Source organism: Pseudomonas sp. S1(2024), assembly GCF_046557535.1.
Genome location: NZ_JBKGFP010000095.1, coordinates 1 through 16831, shown reverse-complemented (window position 1 = coordinate 16831; position 16831 = coordinate 1). Strand labels below are relative to the sequence as shown.

15 protein-coding genes and 1 tRNA gene are annotated in these 16831 nt (G+C 62.2%); 7 read left to right on the top strand and 9 right to left on the bottom strand.

Features of this window, described 5'->3' with window-relative positions; genetic code table 11:
- Window positions 1–135: 135 nt before the first annotated feature.
- The 5 genes from ACLCGK_RS26475 to ACLCGK_RS26455 all read right to left on the bottom strand — a co-directional run bounded on the left by ACLCGK_RS26475 (window position 136) and on the right by ACLCGK_RS26455 (window position 4224).
- On the bottom strand, window positions 136–882 hold the full coding sequence (locus ACLCGK_RS26475; protein ID WP_013973810.1) for a YebC/PmpR family DNA-binding transcriptional regulator: 747 nt from the start codon (window positions 880–882) through the stop codon (window positions 136–138).
- A 114-nt stretch (window positions 883–996) separates the two neighbouring features.
- Window positions 997–2772: an aspartate--tRNA ligase gene (aspS, locus tag ACLCGK_RS26470; RefSeq protein WP_023661313.1), complete on the bottom strand. Its 1776-nt coding sequence runs from the start codon at window positions 2770–2772 to the stop codon at window positions 997–999.
- 95 nt (window positions 2773–2867) lie between these two features.
- The gene (locus ACLCGK_RS26465; RefSeq protein ID WP_003254776.1) at window positions 2868–3089 is read right to left on the bottom strand and encodes an FmdB family zinc ribbon protein; all 222 of its coding nucleotides are present in this window, start codon (window positions 3087–3089) and stop codon (window positions 2868–2870) included.
- 92 nt (window positions 3090–3181) lie between these two features.
- Window positions 3182–3511 carry a ribbon-helix-helix domain-containing protein gene (locus ACLCGK_RS26460; RefSeq protein WP_015271475.1) on the bottom strand — a complete coding sequence of 110 codons (330 nt, stop codon included), beginning with the start codon at window positions 3509–3511 and terminating at the stop codon, window positions 3182–3184.
- Between the two features lie 239 nt (window positions 3512–3750).
- A complete protein-coding gene (locus tag ACLCGK_RS26455) occupies window positions 3751–4224 on the bottom strand; it encodes a Dps family protein (protein ID WP_410953300.1) in 474 nt (157 codons plus the stop codon).
- A gap of 280 nt (window positions 4225–4504) precedes the next feature.
- On the opposite strand from ACLCGK_RS26455, the gene ACLCGK_RS26450 reads away from it, so the two are divergent.
- Window positions 4505–5098 carry a cold shock domain-containing protein membrane protein gene (locus ACLCGK_RS26450; RefSeq protein WP_397461873.1) on the top strand — a complete coding sequence of 198 codons (594 nt, stop codon included), beginning with the start codon at window positions 4505–4507 and terminating at the stop codon, window positions 5096–5098.
- 94 nt (window positions 5099–5192) lie between these two features.
- On the opposite strand, the gene ACLCGK_RS26445 is transcribed toward ACLCGK_RS26450, so the two are convergent.
- Both ACLCGK_RS26445 and ACLCGK_RS26440 read right to left on the bottom strand, forming a co-directional pair.
- Window positions 5193–5399 (bottom strand): SlyX family protein, encoded by a 207-nt coding sequence (locus ACLCGK_RS26445; protein ID WP_015271477.1) that lies wholly within the window; start codon window positions 5397–5399, stop codon window positions 5193–5195.
- Window position 5400: 1 nt separating this feature from the next.
- A complete protein-coding gene (locus ACLCGK_RS26440) occupies window positions 5401–5820 on the bottom strand; it encodes an HIT family protein (RefSeq protein ID WP_410953299.1) in 420 nt (139 codons plus the stop codon).
- 690 nt (window positions 5821–6510) lie between these two features.
- Here ACLCGK_RS26440 and ACLCGK_RS26435 point away from each other — a divergent pair.
- The 3 genes from ACLCGK_RS26435 to ACLCGK_RS26425 all read left to right on the top strand — a co-directional run bounded on the left by ACLCGK_RS26435 (window position 6511) and on the right by ACLCGK_RS26425 (window position 10629).
- A complete protein-coding gene (locus ACLCGK_RS26435) occupies window positions 6511–7779 on the top strand; it encodes an OprD family porin (protein ID WP_013973818.1) in 1269 nt (422 codons plus the stop codon).
- 160 nt (window positions 7780–7939) lie between these two features.
- On the top strand, window positions 7940–9655 hold the full coding sequence (locus ACLCGK_RS26430; protein WP_013973819.1) for a proline--tRNA ligase: 1716 nt from the start codon (window positions 7940–7942) through the stop codon (window positions 9653–9655).
- A gap of 20 nt (window positions 9656–9675) precedes the next feature.
- Window positions 9676–10629, top strand: coding sequence for a hypothetical protein (locus ACLCGK_RS26425; protein ID WP_023661807.1), 954 nt, complete (start codon window positions 9676–9678; stop codon window positions 10627–10629).
- 160 nt (window positions 10630–10789) lie between these two features.
- Here the strand turns inward: ACLCGK_RS26425 and dinB are convergent, their stop codons facing one another.
- Complete coding sequence (gene dinB / locus ACLCGK_RS26420) at window positions 10790–11848, bottom strand: DNA polymerase IV (protein ID WP_161551482.1); 1059 nt, start codon at window positions 11846–11848, stop codon at window positions 10790–10792.
- A gap of 219 nt (window positions 11849–12067) precedes the next feature.
- Here dinB and ACLCGK_RS26415 point away from each other — a divergent pair.
- From ACLCGK_RS26415 to ACLCGK_RS26405, 3 genes are all read left to right on the top strand, one after another.
- Window positions 12068–12144: transfer RNA gene (locus ACLCGK_RS26415), tRNA-Met, on the top strand.
- A gap of 260 nt (window positions 12145–12404) precedes the next feature.
- Window positions 12405–15047 carry a bifunctional lysylphosphatidylglycerol flippase/synthetase MprF gene (mprF, locus tag ACLCGK_RS26410; RefSeq protein WP_410953298.1) on the top strand — a complete coding sequence of 881 codons (2643 nt, stop codon included), beginning with the start codon at window positions 12405–12407 and terminating at the stop codon, window positions 15045–15047.
- Window positions 15047–16339, top strand: coding sequence for a virulence factor family protein (locus ACLCGK_RS26405; protein WP_410953297.1), 1293 nt, complete (start codon window positions 15047–15049; stop codon window positions 16337–16339). The genes mprF and ACLCGK_RS26405 overlap by 1 nt, the downstream gene beginning before the upstream one ends.
- 304 nt (window positions 16340–16643) lie before the next feature.
- Here the strand turns inward: ACLCGK_RS26405 and ACLCGK_RS26400 are convergent.
- A partial coding sequence (locus ACLCGK_RS26400; RefSeq protein ID WP_410951949.1) for a hypothetical protein occupies window positions 16644–16831 on the bottom strand: 188 nt, incomplete at its 5' end.

Here is a 16831-nt window from a genome sequence, read left to right as displayed (position 1 = left end):
ACCGACAACCCATCCCCCCCGGGTAAAGGACAAAATTGGAGGGTGGCACTGTACCTGTGGGAGCTGGTTTGCCGGCGATGGGCTGCACAGCAGCCCCAATAAAGCTACCTGCCTGGCCCGAATGCTCAGGACACGTTAGCCGAGGTTTTCCATGATCTCATCGGAAATCTGGGCATTGGAGTAGACGTTCTGCACGTCATCCAGGTCTTCGAGCATGTCGATCAGCTTGAGTACTTTCTCGGCACCGTCCTGGTCGAGTTCGGCGCTGGTGGTCGGCTGCATGACGATTTCAGCGTCAGCGGCCTTGAAGCCAGCCTCTTCCAGGGCATTGCGCACGGCGTAGAAGCTGTTGAACGAGGTGAACACGTCGAACGAGCCATCGTCGTTGGCCACCACGTCGTCGGCATCGGCTTCCATCGCCGCTTCCATCAGCGCGTCTTCTTCCACGCCCGGAGCAAAGCTGATCTGCCCCTTGCGCTCGAACAGGTAGGCCACCGAACCGTCGGTGCCCAGGTTGCCACCACACTTGGTGAAGGCATGACGCACGGCGGCGGCAGTACGGTTGCGGTTGTCGGTCATGGCCTCGACCATGATCGCCACGCCCCCCGGACCGTAACCTTCGTAACTGAGCTCTTCGACGTTGTCGCTTTCGTTGGTGCCGGCACCACGGGCCACGGCACGATCGATGATGTCGCGGCTCATGTTGGCACCCAGGGCCTTGTCCAGCGCCAAACGCAGGCGCGGGTTGGATGCCGGGTCAGCACCACCCTGCTTGGCAGCGACTGTCAGTTCGCGGATCCACTTGGTGAAGATCTTGCCTCTCTTGGCATCCTGGCGCTCTTTGCGGTGCTTGATGTTCGCCCACTTGGAATGACCAGCCATAACGACTCCGAATCCTTTGAATCACAAACAGCCCCGCCCCTGTAGGGGGCGGGGCGGGAAATTGCCTGCGCCGGAACGCAAAGGCGCATCCATGTGGATGCGCCCGGGGACTGCTTACTCGACCTTGGTCTGTTCGCGCAGTCGGATGTGCAGCTCGCGCAGGGCCTTGGCGTCGACCAGGCCAGGGGCCTGGGTCATGACGCACGCGGCGCTCTGGGTTTTCGGGAAGGCGATCACTTCACGAATCGACTGGGCACCGGTCATCAGCATGACCAGGCGATCCAGGCCGAAGGCCAGGCCACCGTGAGGCGGTGCACCGAACTTCAGGGCGTCGAGCAGGAAGCCGAACTTCTCTTCCTGTTCTGCCGCTTCGATGCCCAGCAGGCGGAACACAGCCTGTTGCATCTCTTTACGGTGGATACGGATCGAACCGCCACCCAGCTCGGTACCGTTCAGGACCATGTCGTAGGCACGGGACAGGGCCACGGCCGGGTTGGCCTCGAGCTCTTCCGGGGTGCACTTCGGCGCGGTGAACGGGTGGTGCAGCGCGGTGAAGCTGCCGTCCTCGTTCTCTTCGAACATCGGGAAGTCGACCACCCACATCGGTGCCCACTCGCAAGTCAGCAGCTCGAAGTCGTGGCCCAGGCGGATACGCAGCGCGCCCAGGGCTTCGCTGACCACCTTGAACTTGTCGGCACCGAAGAACACGATGTCACCGTCAACGGCGCCAACGCGGTCGAGGATGGTGTTGAGGTTGGCCTCGGGGATGTTCTTGACAATCGGCGACTGCAGGCCTTCGACACCCTTGGCGCGCTCGTTGACCTTGATGTAGGCCAGGCCCTTGGCACCGTAGATACCGACGAACTTGGTGTACTCGTCGATCTTGCTGCGCGGCATGCTGGCGCCGCCAGGCAGACGCAGGGCGGTAACGCGGCACTTCGGATCGTTGGCCGGGCCGGCGAACACCTTGAAGTCGACATCCTTGAGCTGGTCGGCAACGTCGACCAGTTCCAGCGGGATACGCAGGTCCGGTTTGTCAGAGCCGTAGCGGCGCATGGCTTCTTCGAAGGTCATGTGCGGGAATTCGCCGAATTCCAGGTCCAGCACTTCCTTGAACAGCTTGCGGATCATGCTTTCGGTCAGGCCCATGATCTCGCTTTCATCGAGGAAGCTGGTCTCGATGTCGATCTGGGTGAATTCCGGCTGGCGGTCGGCACGCAGGTCTTCGTCACGGAAGCACTTGGCGATCTGGTAGTAGCGATCGAAGCCGGCAACCATCAGCAACTGCTTGAACAGCTGCGGCGACTGCGGCAGGGCAAAGAAGCTGCCGGCATGAGTACGGCTAGGCACCAGGTAGTCACGCGCGCCTTCCGGGGTGGCACGGGTCAGGATCGGCGTCTCGACGTCAAGGAAGCCGTTTTCGTCGAGGAAGCGACGGATGCTGCTGGTGATACGCGAACGCAGGCGCAGCTTGTCGGCCATTTCCGGGCGACGCAGGTCGATGAAACGGTAGCGCAGGCGGGTTTCCTCGCCGACGTCGGAGTATTCGTTCAGCGGGAACGGTGGGGTTTCCGCTTCGTTGAGCACGTTCAGCTGGTAGCCGAGGATCTCGATGGCGCCGGAAGCCATGTTGGCATTCACCGCACCTTCAGGGCGCTTGCGGACCTTGCCGGTGATCTGCACGACGTATTCGCTGCGCACGCGGTCGGCAGCGGCGAAGGTTTCGGCGCGATCCGGGTCGAACACGACCTGGGCCATGCCTTCGCGGTCACGGATGTCGAGGAAGATCACCCCGCCGTGGTCGCGGCGACGATGGACCCAGCCGCAAAGGGTGACTTCCTGGCCGTCCAGGCTCTCGTTCAGTTGGCCGCAATAATGGCTGCGCATCATGATGGTGGTTTCGCTTCTCGTGATTCGTGTATTCGGTGGAGGCCTTGGCCGCCCGGAGAGGGCTAATACTGCAAGACCCGGTCACAGCATTCAACTCAGTCGGCCTTGTCGCCGCCTGCCAGATTCTTTTTCGCCCCGGTCTTGAAGTCGGTTTCGTACCAACCGTTACCGCTCAGGCGGAAGCCTGGCACCGACAGCAGCTTCTTCAGCGCCGGCGCCTGGCAGGCCGGGCAATCGGTCAGCGGCGCGGCGCTGATCTTCTGCAGCACTTCCATGCGGTGCTCGCAGGATGCACATTGATAGTCATAAAGGGGCATGGGTGTCTCTCGTCAACCACAACGCTGGCTGCCGGGGCAGCAAAAAGCGGGATTATATATGGTTAACAAGCACTGCGCAGCCCGCCAGGCGATCAGCGCACACTTGGCGGGTCCAGCAGCCAGGCGACGCAGATCACCCGGATCAGCCCGCTGAAGTTGCGCACCCCGCCTTGTCGCAGGTGCACCTCACGATCCACATAGGACAGGACCGCACTGACCGAGCAGCGGTTGGCCGCTGCGATGCGCTCCAGGATACCCCAGTAGACGGCCTCCAGCCGCAGGCAGGTGGAAAAGCCGTTGAGCCGCACCGAGCGTGACACCGGCTGGGTCTGCAACATGTCGAAATCCGCCTTGAACGGATCGATGCACTGTTTACCCGGCCAACGCCCCTGGCCAGCCACACGCTTGCTTGCTTGCGTCATGCGCCACACTTCCTCGTCACAGGTACCAGGTGGCCTATGAAGCGCTGTTGGGCGAGCTTAAAGCAGCGGCAAAATCTTCCTGCACAAAATTGCGCAGGACCTGTAGGAGCGGCCTTGTGTCGCGATGGGCTGCGAAGCAGCCCCAGGGTTTGAGTGCAATTGCACAAATTGCTGGGGCTGCTTCGCAGCCCATCGCGACACAAGGCCGCTCCTACAAGGGCCGATACAGCGTTGGGTATCTACTTGCCGTCGAGCAGCACCCGCAGCATCCAGGCGGTCTTCTCGTGCACCTGCATGCGCTGGGTCAGCAGGTCGGCGGTCGGCTCGTCACTGACCTTGTCCACCACCGGGAAGATGCTGCGCGCGGTACGCACCACGGCTTCCTGGCCCTGCACCAGCTGGCGGATCATCTCGTCGGCATGCGGCACCCCTTCCTCCTCCTTGATCGAGGAGTGCTGCGCATAAAATGCATAAGACCCCGGTGCCGGGAAGCCCAGGGCGCGGATGCGCTCGGCAATCGAGTCGACCGCCAGCGCCAGTTCGTTGTACTGCTCTTCGAACATCAGGTGCAGGGTGCGGAACGACGGACCGGTGACGTTCCAGTGGAAGTTATGGGTTTTCAGATACAACACGTAGGTATCCGACAACAGGCGGGACAGCCCATCGACGATGGACTTGCGATCTTCTTCACTGATACCGATATCAATTGCCATGAAGTTCCCCTTTCCATAAGGCGTGAGACCCAAGCGGGTGCCGACCACTGTAGCAACACTTGGTCTGCGCCGCATGTGACATGGCGCAACACATCGCCCCTCGGGGACAGCGGTTTGAGTAGCCTGCGGCTTTACTGTTAAATAGGCATGGTGCCACCCGTGCGGATTGCCATTTGCCGGGTGCATAGGCTGGCCTGCCGCGTGTTCGCGCTCTACACCTCATGCGCACCGTGCTGCCAGCTCTTCCTGTGATCGGCCTTATCAACTGTGAGCCAACCCCATGTTCAAGATCGTCCATCTGGTGACGGGCGTGGCAGCCTTGCTGCTATCGCTCATGCCCAGCCTGAAAACCGATGCGTTACCCTTCCTGCAACAACCCGACGCGGTCTATCTCGCCCTGCTCGGCCTGCTCAACCTGGTGCTGGCCCCGGTCGTGCCACTGTACTACCGCGGCGCGCGGCAGCAGTTGCAGCACCTGGCCTGTGCCCTGCTGGTGGTGGCCGTGGTGCTGCAGACCCTGACACTGCTGGCCCGCCCGGAAATGGGCAACCTGGCCGCACTGGTCTGCGCAGCGCTGGCCGTGGCCGTGCACCTGGCCGTGGGCTTTGCCCGCAGCCCCCGCAAGGCACGCACCAGCCAGCACGCGGCGCAGGATGGTGGCAGTCGTGATACCGGCACCGTGAAATGGTTCAACACGTCCAAAGGCTTCGGCTTCATCTCCCGCGACTCGGGCGATGATATCTTCGTGCACTTTCGCGCCATTCGTGGCGAAGGCCACCGCATCCTGGTGGAAGGCCAGCGCGTGGAGTTTTCCGTGATGCACCGCGACAAGGGCCTGCAGGCCGAGGATGTGGTTGCGGTAACCCGCCGCTGATCCCGTTTGCAGAAACCATCCCTTGTGGGAGCGAGCATGCCGCACCCACAAGGTTTGTGTGCATCCAGCGGAATATGTGTAGCAGGTTCAGGTATCAATAATGAGGCGGCGGTGCCTCGTCCCCTTCGCTGCCATACTGGCCAACCATCTCTTCGTAACGTTTGATCAGCTCGGCCATCTGCAACTGCAGCCGCTCGATCACCCGGCCCTGCTCGACCACCACGTCATTCAATGCCTGGATGGTGTCATCCTGAAACGCCAGGCGGGTTTCCAGTTCGACCACTCGTGATTCAAGCGGCATGTCAGGCCTCCTGGTAACCGGCGAGCTGCAGCCCGCGCAGGCGCTGGCGGATGGCTTGCACCTGGTCGTCGGTGTACGCCGTCGCCGGGCACTTGCCCCACACCGGTGCCGGCCAGGCCGCGTCGTCGCGCTGGCGCACGATCACGTGCATGTGCAACTGACTGACCACATTACCCAACGTAGCCACGTTCATCTTGTCGGCGCTGTAGCTGGCTTTCAGCGCTTCGGCCAGGCCGGTGGTTTCCTGCCACAACTGCTGCTGCTCCGCAGCATCGAGCTCGAACAGCTCGCTGATGCCGGCGCGCTTGGGCACCAGTATGAACCATGGATAGTTGGCATCCTTGCTCAGCAGCAACTGGCACAGCGCAAACTCCCCCAGCACCAGCGAATCCTGCTGCAAACGCGAATCGAGGACGAACACGGCAAATCTCCTTCAGGCAGAACCAACCCGCTTCACGCGGAAAACAGGCCTGCAAGGATACCCTGCACGTTCCCGGTAACACAGCGCTACTTTTCGCACCAAAATGAGGCCACCGATACCCCTCGCACCACACTTGTCACCCCGCGGGTGACGCTGCATGAACAAGTTGCGGTAACACATTGACTTTCATGACAGCTTTTCAAATTTTAACGATTCTTGACCGTGCTACCGCATCAGGCGCCTCCCGCCCCGTGTTTACGGCACTTTCCGACCCCCGGTAGCAGGTTTTGTGAAAATTTCATGAAGCGTTGTGAATTTTGAGCACGCTTGTTGCATTCCTTTCACGCCAAGTCGGCACGACATCTGCATCGGCGGGTGAACGCGACAAATAACAACAGCGACAGTGGTTACCAGGGAGTTTCCCAACCGGAATCGGTAGTTACAGATTCTTTACGGTGAAAGAAGCAGCGCTGGTGTTGACGGCCCTTAAACCGGGGCGTGATTTGCGACATGGAACTACCTAGAAGCGACATGGTGAAAAAGTTCCGAAAAGGATGCTTATACCCATATCGCCAAGAACAGTCAGCGTGCTATACATTTTCGCCGACATAACAAGAAAGAGCTGCCCCATATAACTAGAACACTTGGACGCAGCGGTACTCTTCCTAAAAACCAAAGGAGCAAATCACGATGCGCGTGATGAAGTGGAGCATGATCGCCCTGGCCGTTGCGGCAGGGACCTCGCAGTTGGCATTGGCCTCTTCCCAGGACGAGTCCAAAGGTTTCATCGAAGACAGCAAGCTGAACGTCAAGACCCGCATGCTGTACTTCAGCCGTGACTTCCGTAACAACCCAGCCGGCACCCAGAGCCGTCGTGAAGAAACCGGCCTGGGCTTCCTCGGCACCTTCGAGTCCGGCTTCACCCAGGGCACCGTTGGTGTGGGTGTCGATGCCATCGGCATGCTCGGCCTGAAACTGGACAGCGGCAAGGGCCGCGCCGGTACCGGCCTGTTCCCTACCGGCTCTGACGGCCGTTCGCAGGATGACTACTCCAAAGCCGGCGGCGCGGTTAAATTCCGCATCTCCGACACCGTGCTGAAAGTGGGTGACCAGTTCACCGCTCTGCCGGTCTTCGCCACCGACGACAGCCGCCTGCTGCCGGAAATTGCCCAAGGCACCCTGATCACCAGCAACGAGATCGAGGGCCTGACCCTGCACGCTGGTCATTTCACCAGCCTGACCGCCCAGGAGCAAACCAACCGCGACAGCTTCGGCCTGAAGGAAGCCAACGTGGTAGGTGGTACCTACGCCTTCACCGACAACCTCAGCACCAGCCTGTACTACTCGAAGGTTGAAGACTACTGGCGCAAATACTACGCCAACGTCAACTGGGCACTGCCGATCTCGGACAAACAAGGCCTGGTGTTCGACTTCAACATCTATGACACCAAGAGCGAAGGCTCGGCCGAGTACCGCGCATTCGATGGCGACAAGCTGGACAACCGCGCGTTCAGCCTGTCGGGCGCCTACAACATTGGCGCTCACACCTTCACCCTGGCCTACCAGAAAGTCACCGGTGACGGCGACTACGGCTATGGCATCGACGGTGGCGGCACCATCTTCCTGGCCAACTCCGTGGCCCGTTCCGACTTCAACGCCGAAGACGAGAAGTCCTGGCAGGCTCGCTACGACCTGAACTTCGCCGAATACGGCATCCCGGGCCTGACCTTCATGACCCGTTATGTACGCGGTACCGACGCCAACGTCGCCGGCACCAGCAACGGCAAGGAATGGGAACGCGACGTCGACATCAAGTACGTGCTGCAAAGCGGCCCGGCAAAAGACCTGAGCTTCCGCGTGCGTCAAGCCACCTATCGCTCTTCCGATGGCGTCTACTACGATTCCCCATCGATCGACGAACTGCGCCTGATCGTGGAGTACCCGCTGAGCATCCTGTAAGCCTGGCTTGCAGTGCCCCGCACTTGAAAAAGCCCGGCGATCACGCCGGGCTTTTTCTTGGCTGACAAGCGTCACGCCCTGGGGCATCCTGTACGCCTTCGTTTCGCCCCCGTACAATGCGGGGTCATTTCAATGTCTTAGGCAATCGACACGGCTCACCATGCGCACCAGTCAATATTTGCTCGCCACCCAGAAAGAAACCCCTGCCGACGCAGTGGTCATCAGCCATCAGCTCATGCTGCGTGCCGGCATGATCCGCAAACTGGCCTCTGGCCTGTACACCTGGCTGCCGATGGGCTTGCGGGTGATGCGCAAGGTCGAGGCCGTGGTGCGTGAGGAAATGAACGCCGCCGGCGCCCTGGAAGTGCTGATGCCCAGCATCCAGCCCGCCGAACTGTGGCAGGAATCCGGCCGCTGGGAACAGTATGGCCCCGAGCTGCTGCGCCTGAAGGATCGCCACCAGCGCGACTTCTGCGTCGGCCCGACCCACGAGGAAGTGATCACCGACCTGGCCCGCAACGAGCTGTCCAGCTATAAACAGCTGCCGCTCAACATGTACCAGATCCAGACCAAGTTCCGTGACGAGATCCGCCCGCGCTTCGGCCTGATGCGCGGTCGCGAGTTCATCATGAAGGACGCCTACTCGTTCCATGCCGACCAGGCTTCCCTGCAGGAAACCTACGACCGCATGCACCAGGCGTATAGCAACGTGTTCACCCGCCTGGGCCTGGACTTCCGCCCGGTTCAGGCCGACACCGGCTCCATCGGTGGCAGCTATTCGCACGAGTTCCACGTACTGGCCGAGTCCGGCGAAGACGACGTGATCTTCAGCGACAGCTCCGACTACGCCGCCAACATCGAGAAGGCAGAGGCCATCCCGCGTGAAACCGTGCGCCCCGCCCCTACCGAGGAGCTGCGCCTGGTCGACACGCCGAACGCCAAGACCATCGCCCAGCTGGTGGAAAACTTCGGCCTGCCGATCGAGAAAACCGTCAAGACCCTGATCGTGCGCGGCGCCGAAGAAGGCAAGCTGGTAGCACTGATCGTGCGTGGCGACCATGAGCTCAACGAAATCAAGGCGGCCAAGCTGGAACAGGTTGCCGACCCGCTGGTCATGGCCACCGACGCCGAACTGCGCGAGGCCATTGGTGCCGGCGCCGGCTCGCTCGGCCCGCTGAATCTGCCGCTGGAAATCGTCATTGACCGCTCGGTTGCCCTGATGAGCGACTTCGGCATTGGCGCCAACATCGACGACAAGCACTACTTCGGCGTGAACTGGGAGCGCGACCTGCCGGTTCCACAGGTCGCCGACCTGCGTAACGTGGTCGAAGGCGACCCGAGCCCGGACGGCCAGGGTACCCTGGTGATCAAGCGCGGCATCGAAGTGGGCCACATCTTCCAGCTCGGCACCAAGTACAGCGAGGCGCTGAAGTGCCAGGTGCTGGGCGAGAACGGCAAGCCGGTAACCCTGTCCATGGGCTGCTACGGCATCGGTGTGTCCCGCGTGGTCGCAGCTGCCATCGAGCAGAGCTACGACGAAAAGGGCATCATCTGGAACGACGCCCTGGCCCCGTTCCAGATCGCTCTGGTACCGCTGCGCTACGAAACCGAGGTGGTTCGCGAGGCGACCGACAAGCTGTATGCCGAGCTGACCGCTGCCGGCTACGAAGTGCTGCTGGACGACCGTGACAAGAAGACCAGCCCAGGCATCAAGTTTGCCGACATGGAGCTGATCGGCATCCCGCACCGCATCGTCGTCAGCGATCGCGGCCTGGCCGAAGGCAACCTGGAATACAAGCACCGCACCGAGCAGGACGCCCAGTCGTTGCCGCTCGATGAAGTGCTGACCTTCTTGCAGGCCCGCGTTCGCCGCTGATAACCAATGCACGAGTGATCATGTTCAAGCGAAGTACCTTTCCCCTGGGGGGCGCCGCACTGTGCGGCGCCCTGCTCGTCAGCGGCTGCGCCAACCAGATGTCCCAGCGCAGCGACCACGAGGAGCGCGTCGAGCGCAAACTGCTCGAGCACACCCTGCAGATCGATGTCGGCGAGCCGAAGGTGATGGAGCTTCCGCAACGACGTGTGCGCGTGCATGAGCAGAAGCGCTTCGAAGTCACCGAATTCGAAGTCACCCGCAGCTATGACCGCTATACGCCTTACCAGCCCTGGCGGGAGATCTACGAGATCCCGCTGGGTGCGGTGGCCGTGGTGGCAGGCGTGGGTGCCAACGTGGTCAATGTCTTCGCCCTGGGCAACCTCCCGGAAAGCATCACCCACGACTGGCTCAGCTACGGCGTGGACGGGCTCAACCCGTTCATGAACGTGCCGTCCAACGGCCGTGCCCAGCAGAACCTGGCCGGGATCAGCGAAGTGCAGAAAGGCAAGCGCGAGGAATCTACCAGCGTGCCCTGGAGCGAGCGCCTGGTCGAGGTCAAGGCCGGCAAGATGACCCACGAGCTGACCACCGACAGGAACGGCGTGCTGCGCCTGAACCTGCTCGACAGCCCGTTCTCCGAGCAGAACCTCAACCACATCGGTACCCTGCACCTGCAGGTGCTGGACGAGGACAACGCGGTACGTGGCGATGCCAGCCTGCTGGTCAGCGCCACCCTGCGCAACAAACTGCTCGAGGCCCATGAACTGATCTTCGATGACCTCGAAGATGACGATGTCGGCCAATGGGTTCACCGGGTCAAGCGCTTGTCCGAACTCGGCCTGGAAGAAGAAGCCAGTGAAATGGAACAGAGCCTGATCGAACTGACCCGCAACGATCCGGAGTTGCAGCAGGAGTTTCTGCAGTCGCTGACCAAGGCCACTGGCCGGTTGGTGGCCGACCCGGGCGCGCAGTAACCCGCATCACGCAATACCTTGTAGGAGCGGCCTTGTGTCGCGATGGGCTGCGAAGCAGCCCCATGATTTCAGCCTTGATGCATGAATTGCCGGGGCTGCTTCGCAGCCCATCGCGACACAAGGCCGCTCCTACAGGGACCGCGTTAAATTGGCGGGCCAATTATTGAGGCGGGAACAGCTCCAGCTGCTCATGCGCCCCGCGCAAGTCGCGCAACCTCACGCCTACCCCCAGCAAGCGCACCGGCTTGCCACCACGGGCAAACGCCTGCCCCAGCAATTGGCGATAACTCTCCAGGTCCCTGCCCGCCCCCGCCTGCTCCATGGTGGTCTGGCTGAAGTCATGGAACTTGACCTTGACGAAGGGTTTTTCCGGCCGGTAACTGCTGTCCATGCGGGCGATACGCTCGTTCAGGCTCTCCAGAAGTTCGGGCAGCCGTGCCAGGCAACTGGCCAGGTCCGGCAGGTCGGTGTCGTAGGTGTTTTCCACGCTGACCGACTGCCGGCGACTGTCATTGTGCACGGCACGCTCATCGACACCCCGTGCCAGCCCCCACAAACGCTCGCCAAAGCTGCCGAACTCGCGCACCAGCGCCAGACGCGACCATTCGCGCAGCTCCAGGCAGGTTTCGATACCCAACCGCGCCAGCTTGTCTGCCGTTACCTTGCCCACCCCGTGTAACCTGGCCACCGGCAGGGCGGCAACGAATGCCTCCACTTCGCCCGGGGTAATCACGAACAGGCCATTGGGCTTGCGCCAGTCACTGGCGATCTTGGCCAGGAACTTGTTTGGCGCCACACCGGCCGAGACAGTGATATGCAGGGTGCGGGCGACACGGCGGCGGATATCCTCGGCAATGCGCGTGGCGCTGCCCGAGTACCACTGGCTGTCACTTACATCCAGGTAGGCCTCGTCCAGCGACAGCGGCTCGATCAGTTCGGTGTAGTCACGGAAGATCGTGTGGATTTCCCGCGAGGCTTCACGGTAGGCCTCGAAGCGCGGCTTGACGATCAGCAGGTCCGGGCACAGCTTCAGCGCGTGCCGCGACGACATGGCCGAACGCACGCCGTAGGCACGCGCTTCATAGTTGCAGGTGGCGATCACCCCACGGCGGTCGGCCGAGCCCCCCACCGCCATGGGCCGCCCGGCCAGGCGCGGGTCGTCACGCATTTCGATCGCGGCATAGAAGCAATCGCAGTCGACGTGGATGATCTTGCGCAAGGACATGGATGACCGTCAGCACTGTAAATTCATACAGATAGTATCGCATGCGCCCTCGGGTATGCAGCCTGTGCGCGACATTGCTCGATAATCGGCCTGAAAGCCCCGTCGCGCCTGAGCTGCGAGCCATATACAGACGCTAAGAGTTTGAACAAGAAAGGTTTTTTCAGAAAAAAGCTTGACACCCGCGGGTAAATCCGTAGAATTCGATCTCACAGGCGCGGGATGGAGCAGCCTGGTAGCTCGTCGGGCTCATAACCCGAAGGTCGTCGGTTCAAATCCGGCTCCCGCAACCATATTCGTCAGAACAAACCCCGCCTGTGTAACAGCAGCGCGGGGTTTGTTGCTTCTCCCCTCCTGCTTTTCGCCCCCCCAAATTTTCCCGTCCTACAGCCAACCCGCAGGCTTGAGAGGTCGTGCCCAGGATGAACTATCTTTAACCCTGCCAGACCGCTGAAAACGCTCGAGGCCGGAGTAACATTGGATACGTTTTTCTAAGGGACTTTCACTTGGCCATACCTTTCCCTCACCTCGCGCTGCACGCCCGGGGAAATCCATGACTTCCCACAATCCCGAATCCCCGGTGCCGCTTGCCACAAAGCTGCCTGGCGCCGTACAACGTCTGCCCTTGCTGGAACGCATGAGCCGTTACCGCCAGCCCATCGGCCTGGTAGTGACCCTGGTGTTGTTCACCATGGCCTTGGTCGCCTGTCGCCACCTGTTGAGCGAGTTGGACATCTATGCCTTGCACGATGCCATGCTCAGCGTGCCGACCCAGTCTTTACTTGGCGCCTTGCTGGCAACCGTGCTCGGTTTCGTGATCCTGCTCGGTTACGAGTGGTCGGCCAGCCGCTATGCCGGCGTGAAACTGCCCGCGAGCAGCCTGGTGCTGGGCGGCTTCAGCGCCTTTGCCATAGGTAACGCCATCGGCCTGTCGATGCTTTCGGGCGGTTCGGTGCGCTATCGCCTGTATGCACGCCAAGGGGTTGGCGCAGGTGAAGTTGCACGGATGACCGTTTTTGCCAGCCTGTCACTGGGCTGCGCGCTACCGCCTCTGGCCGCCTTGGCGACCTTGAGCGACCTGCCGGCGGCCTCGGCCGCACTGGGTTTGGCGCCTGGCTTGCTGGCAGGTATCGCCACAGCCGTGCTGCTGGTGTGCAGCGTGCTGGTTTTCGGTCTATACCGCCGACGCCTGGCTGAACAACCATTGGCCAACAACCTGCTGGTACAACTGGGCCGCCGCACGCTGCGCCTGCCCGGCGCACGCCTGGCGGCCCTGCAATTGCTGATCACCGCACTGGATGTCGCCGCTGCCGCCACCGTGCTGTATCTGCTACTGCCCGAAGCACCGCCATTCGGTGCCTTTATCCTGGTGTACCTGCTGGCCTTGGCCGCAGGTGTGCTCAGCCACGTACCGGGCGGCGTCGGGGTATTCGAAGCCATACTACTGGCGGCTTTTGCCGACCAACTTGGCGCGGCGCCGCTGGCAGCGGCACTGCTGCTGTATCGGCTGATCTACGTGGTGCTGCCGCTGCTGCTGGCCTGCGCGCTGCTGCTGGCCAACGAGGCCCGGCGCCTGCTGTTCGCGCAACAGGCTATCAAGGCCGCTTCCGGGCTGGCTGCACCGATCCTTTCGATCCTGGTATTCCTGTCCGGGGTGGTGCTGCTGTTCTCCGGTGCCACGCCCGAAATCGACACCCGCCTGGAGCACATGGGTTTCCTGGTTCCGCACCGCCTGATCGATGCTTCGCATTTTGGCGCCAGCCTGATCGGCGTGCTGTGCCTGCTGCTGGCACAAGGCCTGCGCCGGCGCCTGTCCGCCGCCTGGCTACTGACCACCGTGCTGTTGTTGGTCGGTGCCCTGCTGTCGCTGCTCAAGGGCTTCGATTGGGAAGAGGCCTGCTTGCTGACCCTCACTGCCGCTCTGCTCGCCCTATTCCGCCGCTCCTTCTACCGCCCCAGCCGCCTGCTCGAATTGCCATTCTCGCCGGTGTTTCTGGTAGCCAGCGCCTGTGTGGTCGGCGCATCGGTTTGGTTGTTGCTGTTCGCCTATCAGGATGTTCCCTACAGCCATCAGTTGTGGTGGCAGTTCACCCTCGATGCCGATGCCCCGCGTGGCCTGCGCGCCGCCATGGGCAGCGCCTTGCTGCTGGCGGCCGTGGCCCTGACCTGGCTGCTGCGTACCGCACCGCCGGTGATCCACTTGCCAGACGAAGAAGAGCTGCTGCGTGCCAACCGCATTCTGCTGGCATCCGACCAGCCAGATGGCGGCCTGGCGCTGACCGGTGACAAGGCGCTGCTGTTCCACCCTGGCAACAACGCCTTCCTCATGTACGCCCGTCGCGGTCGCAGCTTGGTGGCCCTGTACGACCCGATCGGCCCGGCCCAGGAGCGCGCCGAGATGATCTGGCAGTTCCGCGACCTGTGCGACCTGCACCATGCCCGCCCGGTGTTCTATCAGGTGCGCGCCGAGAACCTGCCGTTCTACATGGACATCGGCCTGACCGCGCTGAAGCTGGGTGAAGAAGCCCGGGTCGACTTGCGCCGTTTCGATCTCGAAGCCAAGGGCAAGGAAATGAAGGACCTGCGCTACACCTGGAACCGTGGCGGCCGTGACGGCCTGAGCCTGGAAATCCACGAACCCGGGCATGCCCCGCTGGCAGAGCTGAAGGAAATTTCCGACGCCTGGCTTGGCGGCAAGAACGTGCGCGAGAAAGGCTTCTCGCTGGGGCGCTTCAGCCCTGAATACCTGCAGCATTTTCGCATTGCCCTGATCCGCTTCCAAGGCCGCACGGTGGCTTTCGCCAACCTGCTGGAAACCCATGGCAAGGAACTGGCCAGCCTTGACCTGATGCGTGCGCACCCCGAGGCCCCGAAGCTGACCATGGAATTCATGATGATCGGCCTGATCTTGCACTACAAAAGCCATGACTACGCCCGCTTCAGCCTGGGCATGGTGCCGCTTTCCGGTCTGCAGCCGCGGCGTGGCGCGCCCTTGACCCAGCGCCTGGGCTCGATGGTGTTCCGCCGTGGCGAGCAGTTGTACAACTTCCAGGGGCTTCGACGCTTCAAGGACAAGTTCCAACCGGACTGGGAACCCCGTTACATGGCCGTGCCGGCCGGGCTCGACCCGCTGGTGGCACTGGCTGACACCGCCGCCCTGATCGCAGGCGGCCTGACTGGATTGGTGAAACGTTGATGACCCGACGCTTTTGGCTGTACCTGCTGGTTCCCCTGCTGTTGACCGCCCTGGGAGGCGCGCTGGCGTTCTGGCTATGGACGCGCCCGGCTCCCGAGGCACGCCTGGAACAACTGAGCATCAATGACACACGCATCACCCGTGTGACCCCAGCCGTGCACCCCAAGGCCCGGGTGGCCATCGGCGTACCCCAGGACCAGGCGCTGACCGACAGGCAGCTGCTGGACCTGGCCCAGGCTGGCGAAGCGCAACTGGTGCAGGTGATCCTGCCGCCCAATGACTGCAGCAAACAACAACAGGCCCTGGACCAGGCCTTGGGCCAGTTACCGGAGAAGCCGACCCTGGTTGCCGGTATCGGCCCTGGCGCCGCCCAGGCCTGGCGCTGGCTGGCCAGCCAGAACAACGACAAGGCGCGGGCGATTTCCGTGGGCTTCAGCCTGGAACAGCCGGGCTGCCAGACAGCGCTGCCGAAGTCGGCCGCCCACGGCCACTGGAACGTCGCCTGGAACGACAACCCGGATGACGCCAGCGCCGCCTTCGTGCGCGACCAGGCCAATGCCGAAACCAGCATCAGTGACTACGACATCCACCTGCCACAAGTGCTCAAGGCCCAACTGACCCAGGCCCTGGTCGGCCACGACGGCAACGCCCTGGCCATTCCGGTAGTCGAGGTGCCAGCCGGGCAGACCACCGACACGGTCACCCTGTTCCTTTCCGGTGATGGCGGCTGGCGAGACCTGGACCGCGACGTGGCCGGGGAAATGGCCAAGCTTGGTTACCCGGTGGTCGGCATCGACACACTGCGCTACTACTGGCAACACAAGACCCCGGAACAAAGCGCCGCCGACCTGTCCGAGCTGATGCAGCACTACAGACAGAAGTGGGGCACCAAGCGCTTCGTGCTGACCGGTTATTCGTTCGGTGCCGACGTCCTGCCGGCGATCTACAACCGCCTGCCGGCCGAGGACCAGCAGCGTATCGACGCGGTGATGCTGCTGGCCTTTGCACGCAGCGGCAGCTTCGAGATCGAAGTCGAGGGCTGGCTGGGCAAGGAAGGCCAGGAAGCGCCAACCGGGCCGGAAATGGCCAAACTGCCGGCGTCCAAGGTGGTGTGTGTGTATGGCGTGGAAGAAACCGACGAGAGCGGTTGCACCGACAAGACTGCGGTGGGTGAACGCCTGAAGCTGCCGGGGGGGCACCACTTCGACGAAAACTACCCGGCACTGGCCAAGCGCTTGATTGGCGAGATCGAGACGCGCCAGGGCAAGTCCAGCGTGGCTGAGCAGAACTGATAGGACCTTGCGGCCCATTCGCGGGTAAACCCGCTCTCATCGAACTGCACATAACTCATTGAATTAGCGGGGCCCCTGTGGGAGCGGCTTTAGCCGCGAACACCGGCGCAGCCGGTGCCATGCACCGCGTTGGATTCTTCGCGGCTAAAGCCGCTCCCACAGGGTACGCGGTTTGCTTGCAATTTCAGTTATCTACGCGCCAGCGCAGCCCAAAAGGCTGAGCCATCTCCCACAGGTCCAGCGCAAGCCTTGAAAGCTATGCGGCCCATGTGGGAGCAACTGTCTTGTGTTGCCTGTACTGGCCTCATCGCCGGCAAGCCAGCTCCCACAGGGATAGCACCTGGCTCGAGGCCGATGCGGTCGAGGTGGGAGCAACTGTCTTGCTCAATTTCAAAAAGCTGGCGCGATCCCTGTGGGAGCGGGCTTGCCCGCGAACACGGGCGAAGCCCGTGCCATCCACCACGGTGTTGGCTTCGCGGGCAAGCCCGCTTC

Coding starts and splice junctions, on each gene's coding strand:
- ACLCGK_RS26475 (WP_013973810.1), bottom strand. CDS start 882: ATGGCTGGTCATTCCAAGTGGGCGAACATCAAGCACCGCAAAGAGCGC.
- aspS (WP_023661313.1), bottom strand. CDS start 2,772: ATGATGCGCAGCCATTATTGCGGCCAACTGAACGAGAGCCTGGACGGC.
- ACLCGK_RS26465 (WP_003254776.1), bottom strand. CDS start 3,089: ATGCCCCTTTATGACTATCAATGTGCATCCTGCGAGCACCGCATGGAA.
- ACLCGK_RS26460 (WP_015271475.1), bottom strand. CDS start 3,511: ATGACGCAAGCAAGCAAGCGTGTGGCTGGCCAGGGGCGTTGGCCGGGT.
- ACLCGK_RS26455 (WP_410953300.1), bottom strand. CDS start 4,224: ATGGCAATTGATATCGGTATCAGTGAAGAAGATCGCAAGTCCATCGTC.
- ACLCGK_RS26450 (WP_397461873.1), top strand. CDS start 4,505: ATGTTCAAGATCGTCCATCTGGTGACGGGCGTGGCAGCCTTGCTGCTA.
- ACLCGK_RS26445 (WP_015271477.1), bottom strand. CDS start 5,399: ATGCCGCTTGAATCACGAGTGGTCGAACTGGAAACCCGCCTGGCGTTT.
- ACLCGK_RS26435 (WP_013973818.1), top strand. CDS start 6,511: ATGCGCGTGATGAAGTGGAGCATGATCGCCCTGGCCGTTGCGGCAGGG.
- ACLCGK_RS26430 (WP_013973819.1), top strand. CDS start 7,940: ATGCGCACCAGTCAATATTTGCTCGCCACCCAGAAAGAAACCCCTGCC.
- ACLCGK_RS26425 (WP_023661807.1), top strand. CDS start 9,676: ATGTTCAAGCGAAGTACCTTTCCCCTGGGGGGCGCCGCACTGTGCGGC.
- mprF (WP_410953298.1), top strand. CDS start 12,405: ATGACTTCCCACAATCCCGAATCCCCGGTGCCGCTTGCCACAAAGCTG.
- ACLCGK_RS26405 (WP_410953297.1), top strand. CDS start 15,047: ATGACCCGACGCTTTTGGCTGTACCTGCTGGTTCCCCTGCTGTTGACC.